This window comes from Lelliottia nimipressuralis (assembly GCF_004402045.1).
Taxonomy (GTDB): Bacteria; Pseudomonadota; Gammaproteobacteria; order Enterobacterales; family Enterobacteriaceae; genus Enterobacter; species Enterobacter chinensis.
The window spans coordinates 31,223-51,393 of the sequence record NZ_SOMG01000001.1; the positions used below are offsets into that span (position 1 = coordinate 31,223).

11 protein-coding genes are annotated in these 20,171 nt (G+C 61.0%); 4 read left to right on the forward strand and 7 right to left on the reverse strand.

The window, feature by feature from the left end:
* The first annotated feature begins 126 nt into the window (after positions 1 to 126).
* A complete protein-coding gene (locus E3U32_RS00175; RefSeq protein WP_134347226.1) occupies positions 127 to 858 on the forward strand; it encodes a class I SAM-dependent methyltransferase in 732 nt (243 codons plus the stop codon).
* On the opposite strand, the gene E3U32_RS00180 is transcribed toward E3U32_RS00175, so the two are convergent.
* Positions 855 to 1,457 carry a short chain dehydrogenase gene (locus E3U32_RS00180; RefSeq protein ID WP_134347227.1) on the reverse strand — a complete coding sequence of 201 codons (603 nt, stop codon included), beginning with the start codon at positions 1,455 to 1,457 and terminating at the stop codon, positions 855 to 857. The two genes, E3U32_RS00175 and E3U32_RS00180, sit on opposite strands and share 4 nt — an antisense overlap.
* 97 nt (positions 1,458 to 1,554) lie before the next feature.
* Here E3U32_RS00180 and E3U32_RS00185 point away from each other — a divergent pair, with 97 nt between their 5' ends.
* The 3 genes from E3U32_RS00185 to E3U32_RS00195 all read left to right on the forward strand — a co-directional run bounded on the left by E3U32_RS00185 (position 1,555) and on the right by E3U32_RS00195 (position 4,248).
* Positions 1,555 to 2,442, forward strand: a complete 888-nt coding sequence (locus tag E3U32_RS00185) for a LysR family transcriptional regulator (protein ID WP_134347228.1) — start codon at positions 1,555 to 1,557, stop codon at positions 2,440 to 2,442.
* A gap of 20 nt (positions 2,443 to 2,462) precedes the next feature.
* Positions 2,463 to 3,644: a PLP-dependent aminotransferase family protein gene (locus tag E3U32_RS00190; RefSeq protein ID WP_134347229.1), complete on the forward strand. Its 1,182-nt coding sequence runs from the start codon at positions 2,463 to 2,465 to the stop codon at positions 3,642 to 3,644.
* 85 nt (positions 3,645 to 3,729) lie between these two features.
* Positions 3,730 to 4,248, forward strand: coding sequence for a DUF6622 family protein (locus tag E3U32_RS00195; protein WP_134347230.1), 519 nt, complete (start codon positions 3,730 to 3,732; stop codon positions 4,246 to 4,248).
* 20 nt (positions 4,249 to 4,268) lie between these two features.
* Here the strand turns inward: E3U32_RS00195 and E3U32_RS00200 are convergent, their stop codons facing one another.
* The 6 genes from E3U32_RS00200 to E3U32_RS00225 form a co-directional block, all read right to left on the reverse strand.
* Positions 4,269 to 4,616, reverse strand: a complete 348-nt coding sequence (locus E3U32_RS00200) for a HigA family addiction module antitoxin (protein ID WP_047650330.1) — start codon at positions 4,614 to 4,616, stop codon at positions 4,269 to 4,271.
* A gap of 10 nt (positions 4,617 to 4,626) precedes the next feature.
* Positions 4,627 to 4,926, reverse strand: a complete 300-nt coding sequence (locus tag E3U32_RS00205; protein WP_134347231.1) for a type II toxin-antitoxin system RelE/ParE family toxin — start codon at positions 4,924 to 4,926, stop codon at positions 4,627 to 4,629.
* A 253-nt stretch (positions 4,927 to 5,179) separates the two neighbouring features.
* Entirely contained in the window at positions 5,180 to 6,349 is a 1,170-nt protein-coding gene (locus E3U32_RS00210) for an HlyD family efflux transporter periplasmic adaptor subunit (protein ID WP_134347271.1), read from the reverse strand.
* 10 nt (positions 6,350 to 6,359) lie between these two features.
* Positions 6,360 to 8,555 (reverse strand): type I secretion system permease/ATPase, encoded by a 2,196-nt coding sequence (locus tag E3U32_RS00215; protein ID WP_134347232.1) that lies wholly within the window; start codon positions 8,553 to 8,555, stop codon positions 6,360 to 6,362.
* Complete coding sequence (locus E3U32_RS00220) at positions 8,552 to 9,955, reverse strand: TolC family outer membrane protein (RefSeq protein WP_134347233.1); 1,404 nt, start codon at positions 9,953 to 9,955, stop codon at positions 8,552 to 8,554. The genes E3U32_RS00215 and E3U32_RS00220 overlap by 4 nt, the downstream gene beginning before the upstream one ends.
* A gap of 80 nt (positions 9,956 to 10,035) precedes the next feature.
* A complete protein-coding gene (locus E3U32_RS00225) occupies positions 10,036 to 20,151 on the reverse strand; it encodes a BapA/Bap/LapF family large adhesin (RefSeq protein ID WP_134347234.1) in 10,116 nt (3,371 codons plus the stop codon).
* Between the last annotated feature and the right edge of the window lie 20 nt (positions 20,152 to 20,171).

Here is a 20,171-nt window from a genome sequence, read left to right on the forward strand (position 1 = left end):
GTGGTGCCGGGGGGGGGCTTCGCCTTACCCGGCCTACGGTTCGGAGATTTTGTAGGTCGGGTAAGGCGAAGCCGCCACCCGACAATGCAGTATACTGCTATGCACATTCTTAAAGAGGGATCTGCCATGGCACAAAACATCTACGACAACCCGGCGTTTTTCGAAGGCTACGCCCAGCTTCCGCGCTCGGTGCAGGGTCTGGACGGCGCGCCGGAGTGGCCCGCGCTGAAAAACATGCTGCCCGATCTAACCGGCACATCGGTTGCCGATCTCGGCTGTGGCTACGGCTGGTTCTGCCGCGCCGCGCGTGAACTGGGCGCGTCTGAAGTGACCGGCGTGGATATCTCGGAAAAGATGCTCGCCCGCGCCGCTGAGCTAACTCATGACGCCCGGATCCACTACCAGCGTAGCGATCTCGAATCGCTGACGCTTAACGAGAACAGCCTCGATCTGGTCTATAGCTCCCTGGCGCTGCACTACCTGCCAGAGCTGGACACCCTGTTTGCAAAGGTTCAGCGCGCGCTCAAGCCCGGCGGTAGCCTGGTCTTTTCGATGGAACACCCGATTTACACCAGCGCCACGCGCCAGGGCTGGCTGACCGACGATAACGGCGAGCGGTTCTGGGGGGTGAATCACTATCAGGACGAAGGCAAGCGCGTCAGCAACTGGCTGGCAGACGGGGTGATCAAGTACCACCGCACGCTGGGCACCACGCTTAACGCGCTCATCAGGGCCGGATTAACGATAAGCGAAGTCAACGAGTGGGGACCAACGCAGGCGCAGATTGACGCCTGGCCCGCGCTGGCTGAAGAGGCGGAACGCCCGATGCTGGCGTTGATCGCCGCGCGTAAGGCTTAATACCCGACCTTATACACCCGTCCGCTCTGCACGCCCTCCACGCTGCGGCGATAGGCTTGCGCCACGGTCGCCGCGGGGACGCTTTCAAAGCCCGGGAAGAAGCCGTCGTAGGTTTCGACGGATTCGGTGAGCACAGTCGGGCTAATCAGGTTGATGCGGATCCCGCGCGGCAGTTCACAGGCCGCGGCGCGAACAAACCCTTCCAGCGCGGCATTCACCGTGGTGGCATTCACGCCCTGGGCAATCGGCTCGTGCGCCACGATGCCGCTAATCAGGGTGATCGAGCCGCCTTCGTTCAGATAATGCTGGCCGGTCAGTGCCAGGCGCACCTGCCCGAGCAGTTTATCCTGCAGGCCCTGATTGAAATCGCTGTCCTTCATGGTCGCGAGTGGGCCAAAGTAGAGGCCACCGCTGGCGGACACAATGGCATCCACCGGGCCGATTTTCTCAAACAGCGCCTGGACGCTCGCCTGCGACGTGATATCCACCTGATAGTCGCCCTGCGTGCGGCCGACGCGGATGACCTCGTGACGACGACCCAACTCTTCCGCTACTGCACGACCGACCGTACCGCTGGCACCAATAATGACGATTTTCATAGCCGACTCCTTATGTTGTGAGCCTTCATTCTTTAATAAATTAAAATGCAGATAAACTGGGCTAAAGTTAGAAGATTACTAACCAGGGGTTTGGAATATGGATAAGCTTCGCAGCATGGAGACCTTTATTGCGGTAGTGGAAAGCGGCAGTTTCACCGGCGCGGCGGCACGGCTGGAGATGTCGGCGGTGATGGTGGGGAAGTACGTTGCGCTACTGGAATCTCAGCTCGGCACCCGCCTGCTGGAGCGTAACACGCGTCGCCAGAGCCTGACCGACGCCGGACGGGTCTATTTCGACGAGGCGAAGCGGGTGCTGGAGCAGGTGGCGATTGCCGAAAGCGCGGTTGAACGCCTGCGTGTCGCACCGTCTGGTACCCTGCGGGTGACGGCGCCCACCTCGTTTGGCGGCAGCGCCATCGCGCCGTTGACGGCCACCTTTTTGCAACGCTACCCGGACGTGCGCGTTGAGCTGGATCTGACCAACCGGATGGTGGATCTGGTGGAGGAGGGCATTGATCTGGCCATTCGTATTGGCGATATTCACAACGACGATCTGGTGGCGAAATACCTCTGCCCCTACCGGATGGTGATCTGCGCCGCCCCGGACTATCTGGCGCGCTACGGTACGCCGCAAAACCCTGCCGACCTGGTGGATCATCTTTGCCTGTCCCACAGCGTGTGGACCGCACGCAACGAGTGGCGACTGCCGGGTGTTGAAGGTGAGGTGCGCTGGAAGCGGGATGCGGTCTTAAGATGCAACGACGGCTACGGTCTGCGGATGGCCGCAAGAGCCGGGGCGGGGCTGCTTCTGCAGCCGGAAGTGCTGGTGGCGGAAGATCTGGAAAGCGGCAGGCTGGTGCGGGTGCTGGAGGAGTACATTCCGGCGCCGAGACCCGTGCACCTGCTGTGGCGCCAGGATTTACGGCCACTCCCTAAGCTTACGGAATTTATCGCCCATATTCTGCTAAGATTGGGCACAATATAAAAAAAGAAGGTAAGCAAAGAATGTCTGTGAATAAACTCGCCAGCAGCGCGCAGGGCCTGCAATCATCTGCCATCCGTGAATTATTAAAACATAGCAAAATGGCCGGCGTCATTTCGCTGGGTGGGGGGATTCCTAACCCAGCTTTGTTCGATCGCGAAGGCCTGAAAATTGCCGCTGATGCCGTATTATCACAGCATTTTGGTGAGGCCTTTCAGTACGGCCTGACCGAAGGTGTGCCTGGGCTGCGTGAAGAAATTCAGCGCATCTGTGAAGGGCGCGGCATCCGCTGCAAGGCGGATGAGGTGGTTGTGACCTCTGGTTCGCAGCAATCGCTCGACGTGCTGGCGCGCGCATTGATTAACCCGGGCGATATCGTTGTCGTTGAGCGTCCAACCTATCTTGCCGCGCTGCAGGTATTTGGCCTGGCGCAGGCGAATTTTGAATCCGTTGGCACCGATGGCGACGGAATGAACGTCGACGAGCTCGAAGCGCTGGTGGCCAAAAAAGCCATTAAAGCGGTTTATATCGTTCCAACCTTTGGTAACCCTGGCGGCGTGACGCTTTCTGAAGCGCGTCGTAAAAAGCTGGTGGAACTCTCGAAGCGCCATGATTTCGTGATTATCGAAGACGATCCGTACAGCGAAATTAACTATACCGATGAAGTCTTCCGCCCGTTAATTGCCCATGCCAAAGATATCGGCAACGAAGAGAACGTGGTGTATACCTCGACCTTCTCTAAAATTCTTGCGCCGGGCACCCGCGTAGGCTGGGTGCTGGTGCCGGAGTGGCTGAAGCGCGCGGTGGTGAACCTTAAGCAAACCACCGATCTGCACACCAGCACGCTGTCGCAGCTGATGACGTACGAATACCTGAAAACCGGCCGTCTGGCCGATCAGATCAAAACGATCCGCGAAGCCTATCGCCAGAAATACCAGACGTTCGCAACAGAACTGGAGGCGGAACTGGGCGATGTGATGTCGTTCCACAAGCCGAAGGGCGGCATGTTCCTGTGGGCGAAGATGAAAAATGGTAGTAATACCACTCGCTGGCTGGAAAAAACGTTAAGTAACGGCGTAGTATTTGTGCCGGGCGAATTTTTCTACTGCAATGAGCCAGACCATTCGACGCTGCGTATGTCGTTTGTTACGCCAACGGATGAAGAGCTGAAAGAAGCAGTTCGTCGCCTGAAAAAATCGCTGTAAAAGACCTGCGCATAATGGCGTTCCTGCCGTTATGCGCAATACGCGTTCAGGGCGGCAGGGGCCGCGATCGTCCATGGAGATCTCCATGTTTGAATTTCTGCTCGGTGTCGTTACGCACACGCCCGCCTGGGTGTGGGTGCTGTTTATCTTCCTTATCTCCCGCGGCATTAAAGCCCGCAAGCCCGCCACCGTTACGCTGGAGCGGCTTGCCATCATTCCGGGTATCTTTCTTATCTGGGATATCTACGATCTTGTGGTCTATCGCACGCTGACTCCCGAAACTGTCGCATTGTGGACGGCGGGGATCCTTGCCGGTGCAGCGCTGGGGTATTTCCTGATTAAGCAGGCGCTTATCACCCGCGCAGAGGCGCCACGCAGCCTTTACCGCCAGGCAGACTACACCGCACTGCCGTTTATGATGCTGGCATTCGGGGTGAAGTATGTGCTGGGCGTGATGAGCGCGATCTCTCCCCAGACGATGCAGCAGCCCGCTATGAGCGCGCTGGCGATCGTCTCCGGCGGCGTGTTTGCCGGCGTGTTTCTTGGGAAGTTTGCGCGCTATGTTGGGGTGTATAACAGTGCCGCGCCGCGCCCGGCGGAGTGAGATCTCCGCGCCTGTTCGGGTCAGGCAACATCCGGCTGGCCAGATTTTCGCTTAGCCATGACTTCCGCAACGGTCTTTATACGGCTTAACTCCTCCTGCGTCCGGGAGTTAGATTGCGCTTCCCAGATATCAACGTTCAGCTGTAAGTTCAGCCAAAATTCAATAGTGGTATCAAAGGCTTTTGCCAGTTTTATCGCCATATCGGCAGTAAGCTTGCGATTGTTATTGACCAGCGCACTGATGGTATTGCGGTGTACATTAAGCATCTCCGCCAGATCGCTGATTTTCAGATTGAGCGGTTCAAGATACTCGTACTGCAACACGTCGCCCGGCGTGGTGGGTTTGCGGAGTGCCTGTTGAAGTGTCATAGGTGATGCCTCACTTGTGTTGCGTGTACCTGTGTGGAGAGAGGTAGAGATCTTCTGCTTTACCCTCTTTCCAGAGAAATACGAGCCTGTATTGCCTGTTTACCCGGATTGAGGAATATTCCTTCAGCGGAGGATTCAATGCTTCATACATATTGCCCGGTGGCGATCGCAAATCCCGGTGCGAGGTAGCTGCGTTGATGATGTCGAGCTTTCTCGCAAGCGCTGTCTCCAGATTTGAAGGAATAACATTGCTCGATCTACCGTAAAGAAAAAAATCCTCAAGCCATTGATCCCGAAAATGATTAATCATAATACTGGTAAGCTCCAGTCCATGAAGCTGAGTGAATAGTAATGCACTCTTGCACTGTGCGCAAGTGCATTTTGTCTGCGGGTAATATTACCCAGGTGATGGCTGAAGGGAAGTGGGATGCATGACTAAAGGTTAATTCTTCGAGGTGGATTCCACTTCTTGCGTGCGGTTTAATGCCCGGCGGCGCTGTGCTTGCGCGGGCCTACGGGCATGTAGGCCGGGTAAGGCGAAGTCGCCACCCGGCAATCCATGCTCACCGTTCCCTCAGCGCCTCCTTCGCCCGGTTAAACGGCTTAATCAGATAATCCAGCACCGTTTTCTCCCCGGTCTTAATGTCCACCGTCGCTATCATCCCCGGCACAATCGAGAAGTGCCTGCCCGCCTTATTCACCAGGTAGTCCTGGCCGGTGCGGATAAACACCCGGTAATAGAACACCTCCGGCTTGGCTTCGTCCTGGATGGTATCCGGGGATATCGTCTCGACCACGCCGTGCAGCCCGCCGTAAATGGCGTAATCGTAGGCGGTGATTTTGACCAGCGCCTCCTGGTTCGGATGGATAAAGGCGATGTCGCGCGGCGACAGGCGGGTTTCAATCAGCAGGTGATCGTCCACCGGGACAATTTCCATCAGCTCGCCGTTGGGTGGGATCACGCCGCCGATGGTGGTGACCTTGATGTTTTTCACGATCCCACGCACCGGGGATTTTACCGTCAGACGGGTGACGGAATCCTGGCGGCCTTTGAGGATGGCGGAGACCATATCCACCTCCGCGTTGGCTTTGGAAAGCGCCTCGCGTGCCTGAACGTAATACTGTGAACGCACGTCGGTGAGCTTCAGCTCCAGGTCACTTTTCTGTCGCTGCAGGCGGAGGACCTCCACGTGGCTGGCGGCGCCGGTTTTCACCAGCCGCTGGGTGATGGCCAGCTCTTTATTGGCGAGATCGAGCGCGGCGCGCAGCTCCCGCTGCGTATCCTCCAGCTGCGCGCGGCGGGAGTTGTAGAGCCGCGTTTCGGCGGCGATCAGATCCGGCCACTGCGCCAGCGAAGGGGGGAACTTCAGCGGCAGATCGTTCACCTCGGCATTCAGACGTGCGCTGGAGGCCAAAGACGCGCGGTAGCGCGCCGCGCTTTCGCCGACGTTCGACTCGGAACGCGTCGGATCGAGCCGCGCCAGCACCTGCCCGGCCTGCACCTGATCGCCCTCGTGGACGTTCAGCTCGGTGAGGATCCCGCCGTCCAGCGACTGTAACACCTGCTCGCGCGAGCTAGGAATCACCTTCCCGGAACCGGTTGATACCTCATCCAGCACGCCAAACCACGCCCAGACGCCCAGCACCACAAACATCAGCAGCGAGAAGATCACGATCCGTCGCGCGCCGGTGTAGCCGCTTTCGGAGTCGAGGGCGTTATCCAGATCGTCCATTGCGGCAACGTCACGCTGACTGATTTTCATTTTTCCACTCCCGTCCGGTTGCTGCCTGCTGCTGCTGTTGCATGCGGCTGTTGTTCAGCGCCTGAGCTTTTGGCGCGTCCATCACCAGCATGCCCTCCTTGAGCACCACGACCCGTTCCACCAGTTCCAGCACCGGTACGCGGTGGGTGGCGACGATCAGGGTGCGGTGGCCGAGCCAGTCGCCCAGCCGCTGGATAAATTCCCGCTCGGTGTGCTCGTCCAGCGAGGCGGTGGGTTCATCCATCAGCACGATATTCGGATCGCGCAGGAGCATACGCGCCAGCAGAATCGACTGGCGCTGACCGCCTGAGAGCCCCACGCCGTTTTCCATGATCGGGTAGTCCAGCCCCTTGGGCAGCTTCTGCACGAAGCCCGCCGCGCCGGTCAGTTCCAGCGCTTCGAAAATCTCTTCGTCGGTGGCGCGCGGCATGCCGAGGGTGATGTTTTCGCGCAGGGTGCCGTAAAACAGCCGCGCGTTCTGAGTCATAAAGCCGACGTTGCGCCGGACGTCGGCGACGTCGAGGTGCGGCAGGCTGAAGCCGTCGAGCCGCAGTTCGCCGGCCGCCAGATCCATCCCGCCCGCCATGGCCTGCAGCAGGGTCGATTTCCCGGCGCCGTTGCGCCCGAGGATCGCCACTTTTTCGCCCGGCCTGATCTCCAGACGGTTAATGCGCAGCGCCATGCGCGGATCCTCCGGGTGATAGCGGAACTGCGCCTGTTCAAAAAGATAGTGCCCGCGCAGCACGTCCTGGCGAATTGGCGTCTCTTCGCGCTGGTTCTCGGTGGGAAGCTGCATGATGCTGTCCAGCCCCTCTTTTGCCGCTTTGACCTGCTGCCAGCGGGCCAGCACGCCGCACAGCGTCGCCATCGGGGCAATCATGCGGGAGGCCAGCATCGACGCGGCAACCACCGAACCGGTGGTCAGGGTGCCGTCGATCACCATCGGCGCGCCGACCACGATCACGGCGGCGTAAACCAGGCTCTGGATGGTCATCCCCCAGCTGATCAGGTTCTGCGTCAGTTCGCGGGTGCGCAGGCCGGATTCCGCGGTGATCTGGATATAGCTGTTCCACTGCTGCAAAAAGCGGTTTTCCGCCTGCATCAGCTTGATGTCCTCCAGCCCCTGCACGCTCTCCACCAGCACCGCGTTGCGCAGGGTCGATTCATGGGCTGACTGCTTCGCCAGCTCTGCCAGCTTCTTCTGCAGCAGCAGGCCGGGCAGAACCATGATCACCGCCGCGACCGGCGCGATCCACGCCAGCTGCGGAGCGATGATCGCCAGCACCACCACGAACAGTAAAAAGAAGGGCAGGTCGACAATCGTCGAGATGGTGGACGAGGTCACCATCTCGCGGATCTGCTCCAGCTCGCGCAGCTGGGAAATAAAGCTGCCGGTGGAGCGGGGAATAGCGCTGTTGCGCAGCCGCAGGGCGTGGCCGAAGACGCGATCTGAAACGCGCATGTCCGAGCGTTTGCCCAGCAGATCCATAATGTGCCCGCGCGCCACGCGCAGCACGAAGCCAAACAGGGTGGCAATCAGCACCCCGATGGTCAGGACGTAAAGCGTCGGGTAAGACTGGGCGGGGATCACCCGGTCGTACACCTGCATGGAAAAGACGATCCCGGAGAGCGACAGCACGTTGATAAACAGCGCGGCGAGCATCACCCAGCTGTAGGGCCGCAGGTCGCGCATCACCAGCCGGTAGAGCCAGTCCGGGCGATATTTTGAGATGTAGGCGTCCACGCGGCTGTCCTTCAGCGCGGCGAGAGGTCGCAGGGCAATAACGTGGCGGATGGCGGGCAGCATCGCTGTCATCGACAGCCGGTTGGTGTAGGTCTCATCGCCGAAAAAGCTGACCTCCAGCGTATCGTCTCCGTCGAAATGCTCGATCACGCCGACCCTGCCGTCGTCCATCGCCACCACTACCGGCAAACGCCAGCTGTTGATCGCCTCCTGGCCGCCGGTAAGCAGCTGAAACGACAGCCCCGCCTCGCGTGCCAGCTGGGTGAGGGCGGGTACCATCGGTTTGCCCTTCAGCCACGGCGCACCCGCCAGCAGCGCGCCGGGAGAGCAGGCGACGCGGTAGCGCGTGGCGACAAAGCCAAAGGCCTGTGCCCACTGGGCCAGGGCCTCATCCGTCATGTTTTCACCTTGCGGGATATCACGCTGCTTCATGGCTGGATCTCCACGGTCTGGATGGTGCGGTTATCAAGGTCAAACGCATGACGCAATTGTCCGGTGTTATATAAGCAGTTGAGCTGGAGCTGGTGCAGTTGACCAAGGGTCTGCTGCTGGGTGAAGCGCGCCTGGTAGACCTCCTGCTCGGCGTTGAGCACGTCGAGCAGCGGGCGCGAGCCGAGATCGAGATACTGCTGCTGGTACAGCTCGCGGGTGCGGGCGCTGAGCGCTTCCTGGCGGCCCTGAATTTGCAGCGTACTTTGCAGGCTCATCACCTGGCTGCGGGCTTCAAGCAGTTTCTGGCGGACATCAAGACGCGTGCGCTGAATGGTGGACTGCGCCGCTTCCACCGCGTGTCCGGCGGCGTTACGCCGGGCGGTGAGGCCGCCGCCCTGATAGAGCGGCATCTGCACTTTTACCCATGCGGAATACTGGGTGCGATCCCGCGTGTCGCTGCCCGCATAGCGATCGTTCATGTAGTGGCGCACCTCCGGCTCCAGCGAGACGGTTGGCGTCATCTGCGCGTCAGCGTAGTCGAGGTTAGCCTGCGCGACGTTAGCCTGCGCCCAGGCGGCGAGTACCGCGGGAACCAGACGGTCGTCCGGCTCGGCGATGTTGCAGCTCCGGCCCAGCTTTTGCGGGAAATCATTGCTGATCGCGTTCAGGCTGTTCCAGCCGAGAAAGCTCATCAGCGTGGCGCGGGCGCTGTCCAGGCTGGCCTGGTACTGCATCAGCTGGGCGCGCGCGCCTTCGATACGGGCATCGGTTTGCACAACGTCAGAGAGCGAGGTGGCCCCTTCGTCATTACGCTGGCGGGTCAGCGTGCCGATGGAGGAGAGGGCCTCAAGCTGCTCTTTGGCGGTATCCACCATCTGCTGCCACGTTTGCACCTGCACCATGGCGATGGCGGTATCGTGGGCGATGGTGTCGATGCTCACCAGCACGTTGGCCTGCTGCTGGGCAACGCCGGCGCTCTCGGCGCGCACCTGGCTTGCCACCTTGCCGAAATCGTAGAGCATTTGTGAGAGAGAAAGCACCAGCGACGGCGTAAAGCCGTTCTGGTCGCCGTCGTGGGAGTAACCGTTGTCCACGCCGGCATTAATCTGCGGATAGTATTTTGATTTAGCGACGTCGACCTCTTCGCTCTGCTCGTAGAGTTTTCCCACCGCTTCGCTGATGGCCGGGTGCCAGGTGACGGCACGGTTGACGGCGTCGCCAAGCTGTAACGAACCGGGAGCGGCTTTGCCAGCCACCGGGGCCACACGGCCGTTGAGCGAGGGGAGTTCCTGCGTTTCGCGAAGCTGTCCGGTATTGATCGTTGCCGCCGGATTCGCGCACAGAGCGGGCACAGATATCAGGCAGCACGAGAGCCACCAGTAAGGCATCTTCATTCCCATGTCATGTCCCTAATAAAATAAGTACAGCTTTATTGTTATGCCCGGGCGCTGCGCGCCCGGGTCAACTGTTGCAGGTGCTATCAGGTAATGATGTGTTGCTGGTTAACAAGCTCGTCGTAGGTGGTCTGAACGCCATCAAGCGTAACGAGTGCAGTATTAGTGTAGGTGCCCCCTGCACCGTCACGGTCGATGGAGATCACGGTATTGCCATTACTATTAGTGACATGGAGATAATTTCCGAGCGTCGAGGCGCTACCGTTCCAGCCCACCAGCAGATCGCCGATGTCGATTTTGTCCCCCTGCGCCAGCGAGAAGCCGTTCCAGTGATCGCCCACGGTGCTGCTGACGTTACCCGCCGTGGCATTCCCCACCGTACTGTTCAGCACCTGGTAAATCAGCGTATCGCCGTAGGCCGTGCCGGTGATGGCGTCGTTATGCTCCGAGCTGATGAACTGCGGCGCCATATTGATGGTCAGCGTGGCGGTATCCGTGTTGCCGTTGGCATCGGTCAGGGTGTAGTTGAAGGTCTCCTTCGTGGTCATGGTTGAGAGCGATACCCCGCTGTTGAGGGTATAGGTGTAATGGCCGTCCGCGCCGATCGCCAGGATGCCGTAATGGCCGGTGATGTTCACCGTTGCGCTGCCGGTGTACGGATCCAGCGTGGTGGCCACGCCGTTGTAGTCGGTCACGCTCAGGCGGGTATCCACCGAGTGCAGCTGATCCAGCACGCCGCCAGAGTCTGTTCCGTCGAAGATATTGCCGTTAACGGTATGGCTGCCGGTGACGTCGAAATCACTCAGCGAGTAGGTGGTGCCGTTTACGCTCGGGGTAATGGTGATGTTCCCGACGCTGAGCCCCGGTACGCTGCCTGTATAGCTCAGCGTATAGGTCCCGGCGTTGAGATCCAGCCCGGTCAGCGGGACGTCGATACTGCCGCCTACCAGAGGAATAAGTGCCAGAGAGCCACCGCTGAAGGAGCCTGAGCGCACAACATTGGTACCGTCGCTGATTGACCAGTTCACCGTGAGTCCGCCCAGCGCCAGCACCGAGGCCACGTCAAAGTGCAGCGACGCGTTATGCAACGCAGTGTTTGGATCCACCACGAAGGTCCCGTTCCCGTTGCCCTGGGTGGGCGAGAACAGCGCCGTCGTCCAACTGGCGGTACCCACGGTAGTATCCGAATAGGCAGACGTGTGGTGCACCGAGGTGAGGTCCATTGTGGTGCTGACATCGTTAACCGCATTCATCGCCTGCGCGGTTGGGGTGATGTTAAGCGATGCCGTATCCTTCGAGCCGTCAGGCGCGGTAACGGTATAGACGAAGGTGTCCGGCGTGCTGATATGGTCCGCACCCACGCCGCTTCTCAGGGTATAGGTGTACTGACCGGACGAATTAATGGTCAGCGTGCCGTATTCCCCCTGAATGTCGGTTGTTCCACTGCTGTTGACCGTCACGCCGTTCACTTCCGTGACCACGGTACCCGCCGGAACAGGGTCATTCGCCAGTACATCGCCCGTGGTCGCCTCGCTGATACTCGCCACGCTGTAGACATGATCCTGCAGGACGCTCAGCGTGTAGCCCGTCAGGACGGCGATCCCCGAGGCGGTATTGAGTAAGAACAGGTACTCCCCGGCAGGTAGGTTAAGCGTCAGCTGAGGCGAGGTGCCTCCCAGCAGCGGGGCGCGCAGCCAGCCCGACTCGACGCGGACCTGCTCGAAGGTCTGGGTCGCATTGTTGAACTTATAGACGTACAGATCGAACACCGATGCCAGCGCCACGCCGCCCACGGAGGCCTGGATGGTCATGGTGCGGGTGGTGCCTTCCTCCACGTTATAGATAATGGGGTTGGTCATGTCGTCCAGCAGATTCAGCCCCAGCGTGTTGCCGAGATTAATGCCCACCAGAGTAAAGCCGCCCTGAGATGACGCACCGTTATTAATCTCGCTTACGGTAGTGTCAAAGGTCAGCGAGGCCGTGTCGTCCACCGCCACAATACCGTTGACTACCGTACCGGCACCGAGCGACAGCACCAGGTTCGCCGACGCGCTCACGCCGTTGTGGGTGATGGTGTAGGTGAAGCTCTCCGTGCGGCCAATGATCGCGGCGCTGGTGTCGGTCAGGCTGTAGGTGTAGCTGCCGTCGCGGTTAATGGTCAGCGTACCGTACTGGCCCTGGATCACCGTGCCGTCGGCGTTCACGCTGGTGGTCACGCCCAGCGCGTTAGTGACCGCAGAGATAGTGGTTCCTGCTGGAGCGTTGTCGCTGCCGGCGGTCGGATCCGTATCCAGGATCACGTTGCCGTTGAGGCTGGTTTCACCTGTGACCGTACCCGGACCGGTCTCTTTCACCGCCACATCAAGGCTGGTGTAGGAGCCGGTTGCAAGTAGGTTGGTGTTATAGCTGAGCACGCGATAGTCGCCGTCGGCCAGCCCGCTCAGGTTCAGCGACACGCCGGTGGCGCCCAGCGTCAGCAGATCGGCAAACTGCGGTTGGCCGGTATCTACCACGGTGGTCCAGGCGCCGTTGACGTAATGCTGAACCACCAGCTCAAGGGTGTTGAGCAGGGAGAGCACCGCCCCCGTGGCGTTGGCATTCACTACGATATCGGCGCTGCCGCCGCTGACCACCGTGAAGTTCACCTGCGCGGTGTCATTTCCCAACAGCGTCAGGACGTTGCCCACGGCGCCGACCAGCAGGAAACCGTAATCGCTGTACTGGCTGTTGGTCACGGTCGCCGTGGTGCTGAGGTTCAGCTCTTCGACGTTATTGCTGGCGGAGAGCGGCACCACCGGCGCAAGGGCGGAGCCGGGCAGCGAGGTGTTGCCCGCGACGTCGGTGGCGGTGATCTGCAGCGTCTGGCCTTCGGTCTGCTTGTTGGTGAAGGTGTAGCTGTACGTACCGTTGCTGCCCGCGGTGGCAGTCACCGTCGAACCATCCGCAAGGCGAATAGCGACGGTGCTGCCTGCTTCAGCATTCCCGGTCAGTACGCTACCGTCGGCATTAAAGGTCCCGGTAGGTGCCGTTGGGGCGGTCGTATCGACAATAATCGTCGTTACGGCTGAAGCCACGCTGGTGTTGCCCGCCGCATCGGTGGCCGTGGCGGTGAAGTTATGCGTGCCTTCTGCCAGCGTGGTGCTGGTTTGCGGCAGGGTCCAGTTGCCGCTGGAATCGGCGGTGACCGTGCCCACCAGCGTAATGCCATCGTAAATCCGGACCGTGGCATTCGCTTCGGCGGTGCCGTTCAGCGTTGGACGCGTGTCGTTGGTCGGGTTCGTGCCGGTTATCGGTCCGGTAACGCTGCCGACATCATCAATCACTGAACTGATGACCGGTGCGCCCGGCGCGAGGGTATCGACGTTAATGACATACCCGGTGGTGGGCGCGCTGGCGTTGCCCACCGCATCGGTGGCGGTAAAGGTCAAATTGTGCGGACCGTTGCCCAGCGCCGGTGATGGCGTAAAGCTCCACGCCCCGCCGGTCGCCGTCACGCTGCCGATTTGCACGCCGTTATCAAAGATTTTCACCGTGGCCCCGGCTTCCGCCGTGCCGGTGAGAGTAGGCTGTGCGTCGTTGGTCACGCCGCCGTTGGCGATCGGCGTGGCGGCATTGCCCACGTCATCCACAATGCTGGTCAGTACCGGCAGCGCCGGCGGCGTGGTGTCGACAGTGAGGCTAAAGTTTGCCGACGACACGCTGGTGTTCCCTGCTGCATCCGTGGCCTGCGCGGTGAAGCTGTGCGGACCACTCGCCAGCGTGGTGGTGAGCAAGATACTCCAGCTCCCGCTGCCGTCCGCGGTGCCCGTTCCGACAAGCGTGGTTCCTTCATAGATCTTCACGGTGGCAAACGGTTCGCTGGTCCCGACAAGCCGCGGTAAGTTGTCGTCGGTTGTCTGCCCTGACGTGAGCGGGCCGGTAATGCTGCCCACGTCGTCTATTGCCTGGCTGATGACCGGCGCGTTTGGCGCCGTGGTATCAACAACCAGGGTAAAGTTCGGCGAGGTCGGGCTGACGTTGCCCGCTGCATCGGTGACCGTGGCGGTCCAGGTATGGCTGCCACTCGCCAGCGGCGTTGACGGCGTAAAGCTCCATGCGCCGCTGCCGTCCGCCTGAACGGTTCCTACAGGCTGCCCGTTTTCATACACGGTAACCGTGGCGTTGGCCGTTGCGGTGCCGTTCAGCGTCGGGGTGGTGTCGTCGGTGCTCTGCCCGGAAGAGAGCGGGTTTTGAATGCTGCCCGCGTTGTCACCCGCAGTCGAAATGACGGGCGCTGACGGTGCGACCGTATCCACCGTCAGGTTAAACGGCGCAGTCGTGCTGCCAGTGTTGCCTGCCGGGTCGGTGGCGTTGAAGGTGATAGCGTGCGGCCCTTCGCCCAGATCGGTGCCCGGGGTGAAGGTCCAGCTGCCCAGGGCATTTACCACTGCAGTACCGATTTCGCTGCCGTCGACAATGACATGTACCGTGGCACCTACGTCGCCCGTACCGTTGAAGGTCGGACGCGCGTCGTTAGTGGTGTTGCCCGACGTGAGCGTCCCGGTCACTGGACCGACATCGTCAATCACGCTGGTAACGACCGGCACTGCAGGGGCTGCGGTATCGACGGTAAAGGCGAAGACCGGCGAGTTAGCCGAGGCGTTGCCTGCCGCATCCGTTGCATACGCGCGCAGGGAGTAGCTCCCGTCGCCCAGCGGCGTGGTTGGGATAAAGGACCAGTTCCCGCTTCCGTCAACGGTCGCAAGACCAATCTCCGTCCCGTTATTCATGATGTGGATAGTGCTGCCTGCCTGTCCGGTACCGCCGATCGTTGGGGTATTGTCGTTGGTCACCTGCCCGCTGGTGAGGTTGCCCATGACGCCGCCAGGGACGTTGTCATTCACCGTATCCAGGGTTGGAACCGTCGGTGCCGTCAGGTCAACTACTATGCTCCAGGCGTTTGACACCAGGCTGAGGTTGCCCTGCGGATCGGTCGCCTGCACGGTAAAGCTGTGCGGGCCTTCGCCGAGGGCGGTGTCAGGGGTAAACGTCCACGCGCCAGAGCTATCAGCCGTCACCACGGCAATCTGCGTGCCGCCGTCGAAAATGGTCACTACGCTGTTTGCGTCCGCTGTCCCTGAAAGGGTTGGCGTGGCGTCGTTGGTTGGGCCACCGCTGACGACCGTAGTGGCGGCATTACCCACATTATCCGTTACGCTGGTGATGACCGGCGTGGTGGAAATTGTATCTACAACAATAGTGAAGTCCGCTGAAGGACCGCTCTGATTCCCCGCCGGATCGGTCTCGCGGATGGTCAGGACATTATTGCCTTCCGCCAGGGCGGACGTTGTGTAGCTCCAGTTACCGGTATTGCCAACGACCACGCTGCCCAGCAGCGTCCCGTTGCTGTAGACGGAAATGGTATCGCCCACCGCGCCGGTGCCGGTAAGGGTCGGCTGGTTGTCGTTGGTGGTCTGGCCGCTGGTCAGCGGACCGGTACCGGGGCCGACGTCGTCAATCACCGCACCAATGGACGGCGTGCCAGGTGCAGTGAGGTCGACGGTGACGCTGGCGGCCGGAGAGCGGCCGCTGGTCTGGCTATTGAGGGTCGCGGTGACCTCAAAGGTGTGCAGCCCTTCGCCAAGGGCGGCTGGCGTATAACTCCAGTTGCCACTGCCGTCGGCGGTGACCGTCGACACGGGCGTCACGCCACCGTCCTGATAGATGGTGATCAGGCTTCCCGCCTGAGCCGTGCCGGTGAGGGTAGGGGTGGTGTCGTTGGTGGTTTTGTCTTTCACATCGCCGGTGATCGGAGCGACGTCATCAACGATCGCCGTGATAACGGGCACCTGCGGCAGGTCGAGCGGTGAATCGGTAACGTTAAACGTCGCGCCAGGGCTGGTATTGCCTGCGGCATCGGTGGCGGTCACGGTCAGCGTGGTCGGATCCAGCTGCGCCGGACTCAGCGCAATAGAGAAACTGCCGTCGCTGGCGACAACGCCGGTACCAATGACGACGCTAACGTCTTTCACGGTAATGGTACTTCCTGCCTCGGCGGTACCGGTCAGCGGTGTCCCTTCCTGAGCCAGGGCCATATTGATCGGGTCAGCCGGCGCGGCGGTATCCACCGTCACGCTCAGCGGTGCTGAACTTCCTGACGTGTTACCGGCAGGATCGACAGACGAGACGGTGAAGGTATGCGGGCCATCCGACAGCGTTGTGCCGGCGGTCCAGCTCCAGCTGCCGTCCGGTTGTATCGTGACCGGCACCACGGACGGGGTGCCGTCGACGGAGACGATAACGCTGGTGCCGGGTTCGCTGGTCCCGGTAAGGGTCGGCGTGTTGTCCTTCGTGTAGAGCACATTGCCTGAAAGCGTGCTGGGGGTGATGGAGTCGATCTGCGGGATCTCAGGCGCAACGGTATCCAGTGTGACGGTAAAGACCGAACTCGGCGCACTGACGTTGCCCGCCGCGTCCACGCCCGCTACGGTGATGTTCAGCGGGCCGTCCGTTTGTGTCGGCAGAATGAGGCTCCATTCGCCGTTAACCACATCGACACGCCCCAGCTCTACGCCGTTGTTATAGACGATTACCGTCTCGCCGTTGACGCCGGTTCCGCCCACTGTTGGCGTGGTATCCGTGGTGTAGCCACCGTTTGGCTCGCCGCCCACGGCGCTAATCACCGGCGTAGCCGGTGCCACAGTATCGACGGTAATCGTAATCGCCGGAGACGGGTCAGAGACGTTACCCGCCTCATCGGTGGCGGTGGCGGTATAGACGTGGCTGCCCTCCGCAATGTCGCTGCCAGGGCGCCAGCTCCAGTTGCCGTTGCTGTCCACCGTGACGGTGCCAACGATGGACGGTGTGCCGCCGTTGACGGTGTCAGTGATGTTGATTACGTCGTTCGGCGTGCCGGTGCCGCTCAGGACCGGGCGTGGATCGTTGGTGGTTCCGCCGTCGGGAACGGGGCCGGTGATCTGGGTGACGCTGTCGGTAATAACCGGTGCCGCAGGCGTAGCCGGCGCGTCGGTATCAATGGTGATGGTTACCGGCTGCGACGGGGCGCTTTCGTTACCCGTGCCGTCCGTGTTGGTGACGGTCAGTGTAATGTCATAGGTGCCGCTGGCTAACGGGGTGGCTGGCGTCCAGCTCCAGTTGCCGGTGCCGTCCACGACGACATCGTCAAGTTTGACGCCGCCGTTGTAGATCGTCACGGTATCGCCCGGATTGCCGGAACCGCTCAGGGTCGGCGTGGTGTCGCGGGTCGTTTCTCCCGGGTTCAGCGAGATTACTGTGCCATCAGGATTGACGGTAATTGCCGGGATATCCGGCGTGGCCGGCGCGACGGTATCTATCGTCAGGTTAAACGGGCTGGAGATGGTGGTATTGCCGGCGGCATCCGTGGCGTGAACCGTCAGCGAATGCGGGCCGTCGGTGAGCGGAGTAACGGGCGTAAAGCTCCAGCCGCCGCTGCCGTCGAGGGTGGCGGTGCCGAGCAGGGTGGCACCGTCATAAACGGTGATCACCGCATCAGCCGGGGCGGAGCCCTGCAGCAGCGGTTGGGTGTCATCCGTGGTATCACCGCTGCTGAGCGTGCCCTGAACGCCGCCGACATCATCGGTGACGGTGGCGATGGTTGCTGCTGTTGGCGGTGTGGTATCGACGGTAAGGGTGAAGCCGGTTGACGGTAGGCTGGTGTTACCCGCCGCGTCGGTGGCGACGGCGGTAAAGCTATGAGGACCCTCACCAAGCGGTGCGGTGAGGGTATAGGTCCACGTGCCGCTGCTGTCGACCGGGAGCGTAACAAGATTTGTGCCATCCAGGCGAATGGTGACCATTGAGCCCGGTTCAGCGGTGCCGTTGACCGTTGGCAGGGTGTCGTTGGTGCTGTCGTTAGGGTTGAGCGCACCGAGGCGCTCCGGCACATCATCCACCACCTGGGTAATGACCGGGGCAGCAGGCGCGACGCTGTCAATCGTCAGAGTCCAGGTGTTGGAGACGCCGCTGGTGTTACCTGCCGCGTCGGTCGCGACGGCGGTCAGGGCGTGCGGACCCTCACCGATCGGCGAAGAAGGCGTAAAGATCCATACGCCAAGGCCATTGGCGACGGTCGTACCAATATCAACGCCGTCCACGCGGAGGGTGACCGTCGCGTTTGCTTCAGCGGTACCGCTGAGCGTCGGGGTGGAATCATTGGTGGTTTCATTAATGTCGAGCGAGCCGGTGCGCCCGGGAACATCATCCACGACCTGCGAAATCACCGGAGCGGCAGGCGCGGTTCCGTCAACGTTTATCGTCCACGCGCTTGAGATGCCGCTCTGGTTACCGGCGGCATCCGACGCGGTTGCCGTCAGCACGTGGGCGCCATCGCCCAGCGGTGAGGGCGGCGTAAAGCTCCACAGGCCGGATGAGGGGACAACCACCGTACCAAGGATATCGCTGCCGCTGGAAATCGTGATGGTCGAACCCGCCTCGCCTGTGCCGTTCAGGGTCGGGGCCCGGTCGTTGGTGATCCCGTTCTGGCCCACGGGCCCGATGGTGGCCTGCACGTCATCAGTAACCGCAATGATGACTGGGGTCTGCGGCGGGGTAATGTCCGGAGCCGCAGCGGCGGTTGCGGGTCCCGTGTTGCCTGCCGCATCGGTGGCGTCTGCGGTCAGGACTTCGCCGTTGAGCTTCGGTGGGGTTAGCGTCAGGCTGAAGTTACCCTGGCTATCGGCAACGGGCGTGCCAAGGATAACGTCGCCTTCACGGATAGTCACCGTGCTGCCCGGCTCTGCGATGCCGCTGATGGTACCGCCATCATTCGATACGACGAGATTACCCGGGGCAGTCGGCGGCGTGGTGTCTACAGTGAAATTAACAGGCGTTGATGCCGCGCTCTGGTTTCCGGCGGCATCGGTTTCAGTGACGGTTATCGAATGTGCCCCGTCCGGGAGCGGGCCGTTCGGTGTGACGCTCCAGGTGCCGTTGGGCTGCACCGTCGTTGTGCCAACTACCACGCCGTTATCGTAAATGGTGATGGTTCCGCCGGGCTCGCCGGTTCCCGCCAGGAGCGGCAGTGAAGCATCGGTAGGCATACCCGACGTAATGGTCCCCCTGACTTGGCCCGTATCGTCGGTAAGTACAATCGCGGTCGGCGCGTCCGGCGGGGTAAGATCCACCGTAAGGGTGAACACCGGTGAGGCTGGCCCGGTATTGCCGGCGGTGTCAGTTGCCCGCACGGTAATCTGGTGACTGCTTTCACTCAGATCGACTGTCGGGGTAAAGGTCCAGGTGCCGTTGCTGGCGACGACTGCCGTACCAATGGCGACTCCGCTGTCATAAATTGTCACGGTCGAGCCCGCTTCGCCGGTGCCGGTAAGCTGCGGACGCTGATCGTTGGTGCTGCCGCCGTTACTGACTGTTCCCGTCTGCGGGTCAATATCGTCCGTTACGCTGGTGATTGCCGGCGCATCGGGCGCGGTGGTGTCCGGCGCGGTAAGGTTTGTGCCCGGGCTGGTATTCCCGGCGTTATCCGTCGCGGTGGCAGTCACCTGCTCGCCGTTGGTCAACGGTGTTTCGAGAGAGACGGTAAAATTGCCGTCGCTGCCGGTTTTCCCCGTACCAATGACATTGCCGTTTGTGTCTTTCAGCGTGATGGTACTGCCGGGTTCGGCGGTACCGGAGACGGTTTTGCCATCCGAAGAGAACTGAAGACCAGTTGGGGCATTCGGCGGTGTCGTATCCGGATCGGTAGGGTCTGTAGGCGTGTTGGGGTTAGTGCCGTTGTTATTATCGTCATTGCCGCCACCACCACCTCCTCCGCCGCCACTCGCCGCAGCCGCGATCCCGCCCGCGGCGACAATGCCTCCCAGCGCCCATGGCCAGATGGCCGCGCCACCGGCATCACTCCCTGACGCGGCAAGCAACACGTCCGTAGAGGCAATCGATTCATACGTGGCGGCCCCGGTAGGATCTTCAATCCACCATAATGCACCGTCGCTGTCCTGCAGAACCAGCTGGCTCACGCCCTGCGCGTCAGTCACGTAGAAATTTTTAAGGGTAATCACCTCGCCGGAGTGCAGCGTGACGACCAGATCGTTACCACTTCGCGCGAAGTGGGAGACGCTCGCTCGCTCGACATGTAGCTCAACGATAGAGGAATGGCTCAGGGTAACCTGTGTGCCTTCCGTGGTCGTTTCCACGCCAGTAAGTTTCGATATAACAGAGATTTGGCTCATTTAGGCATTACTCCAGCAGA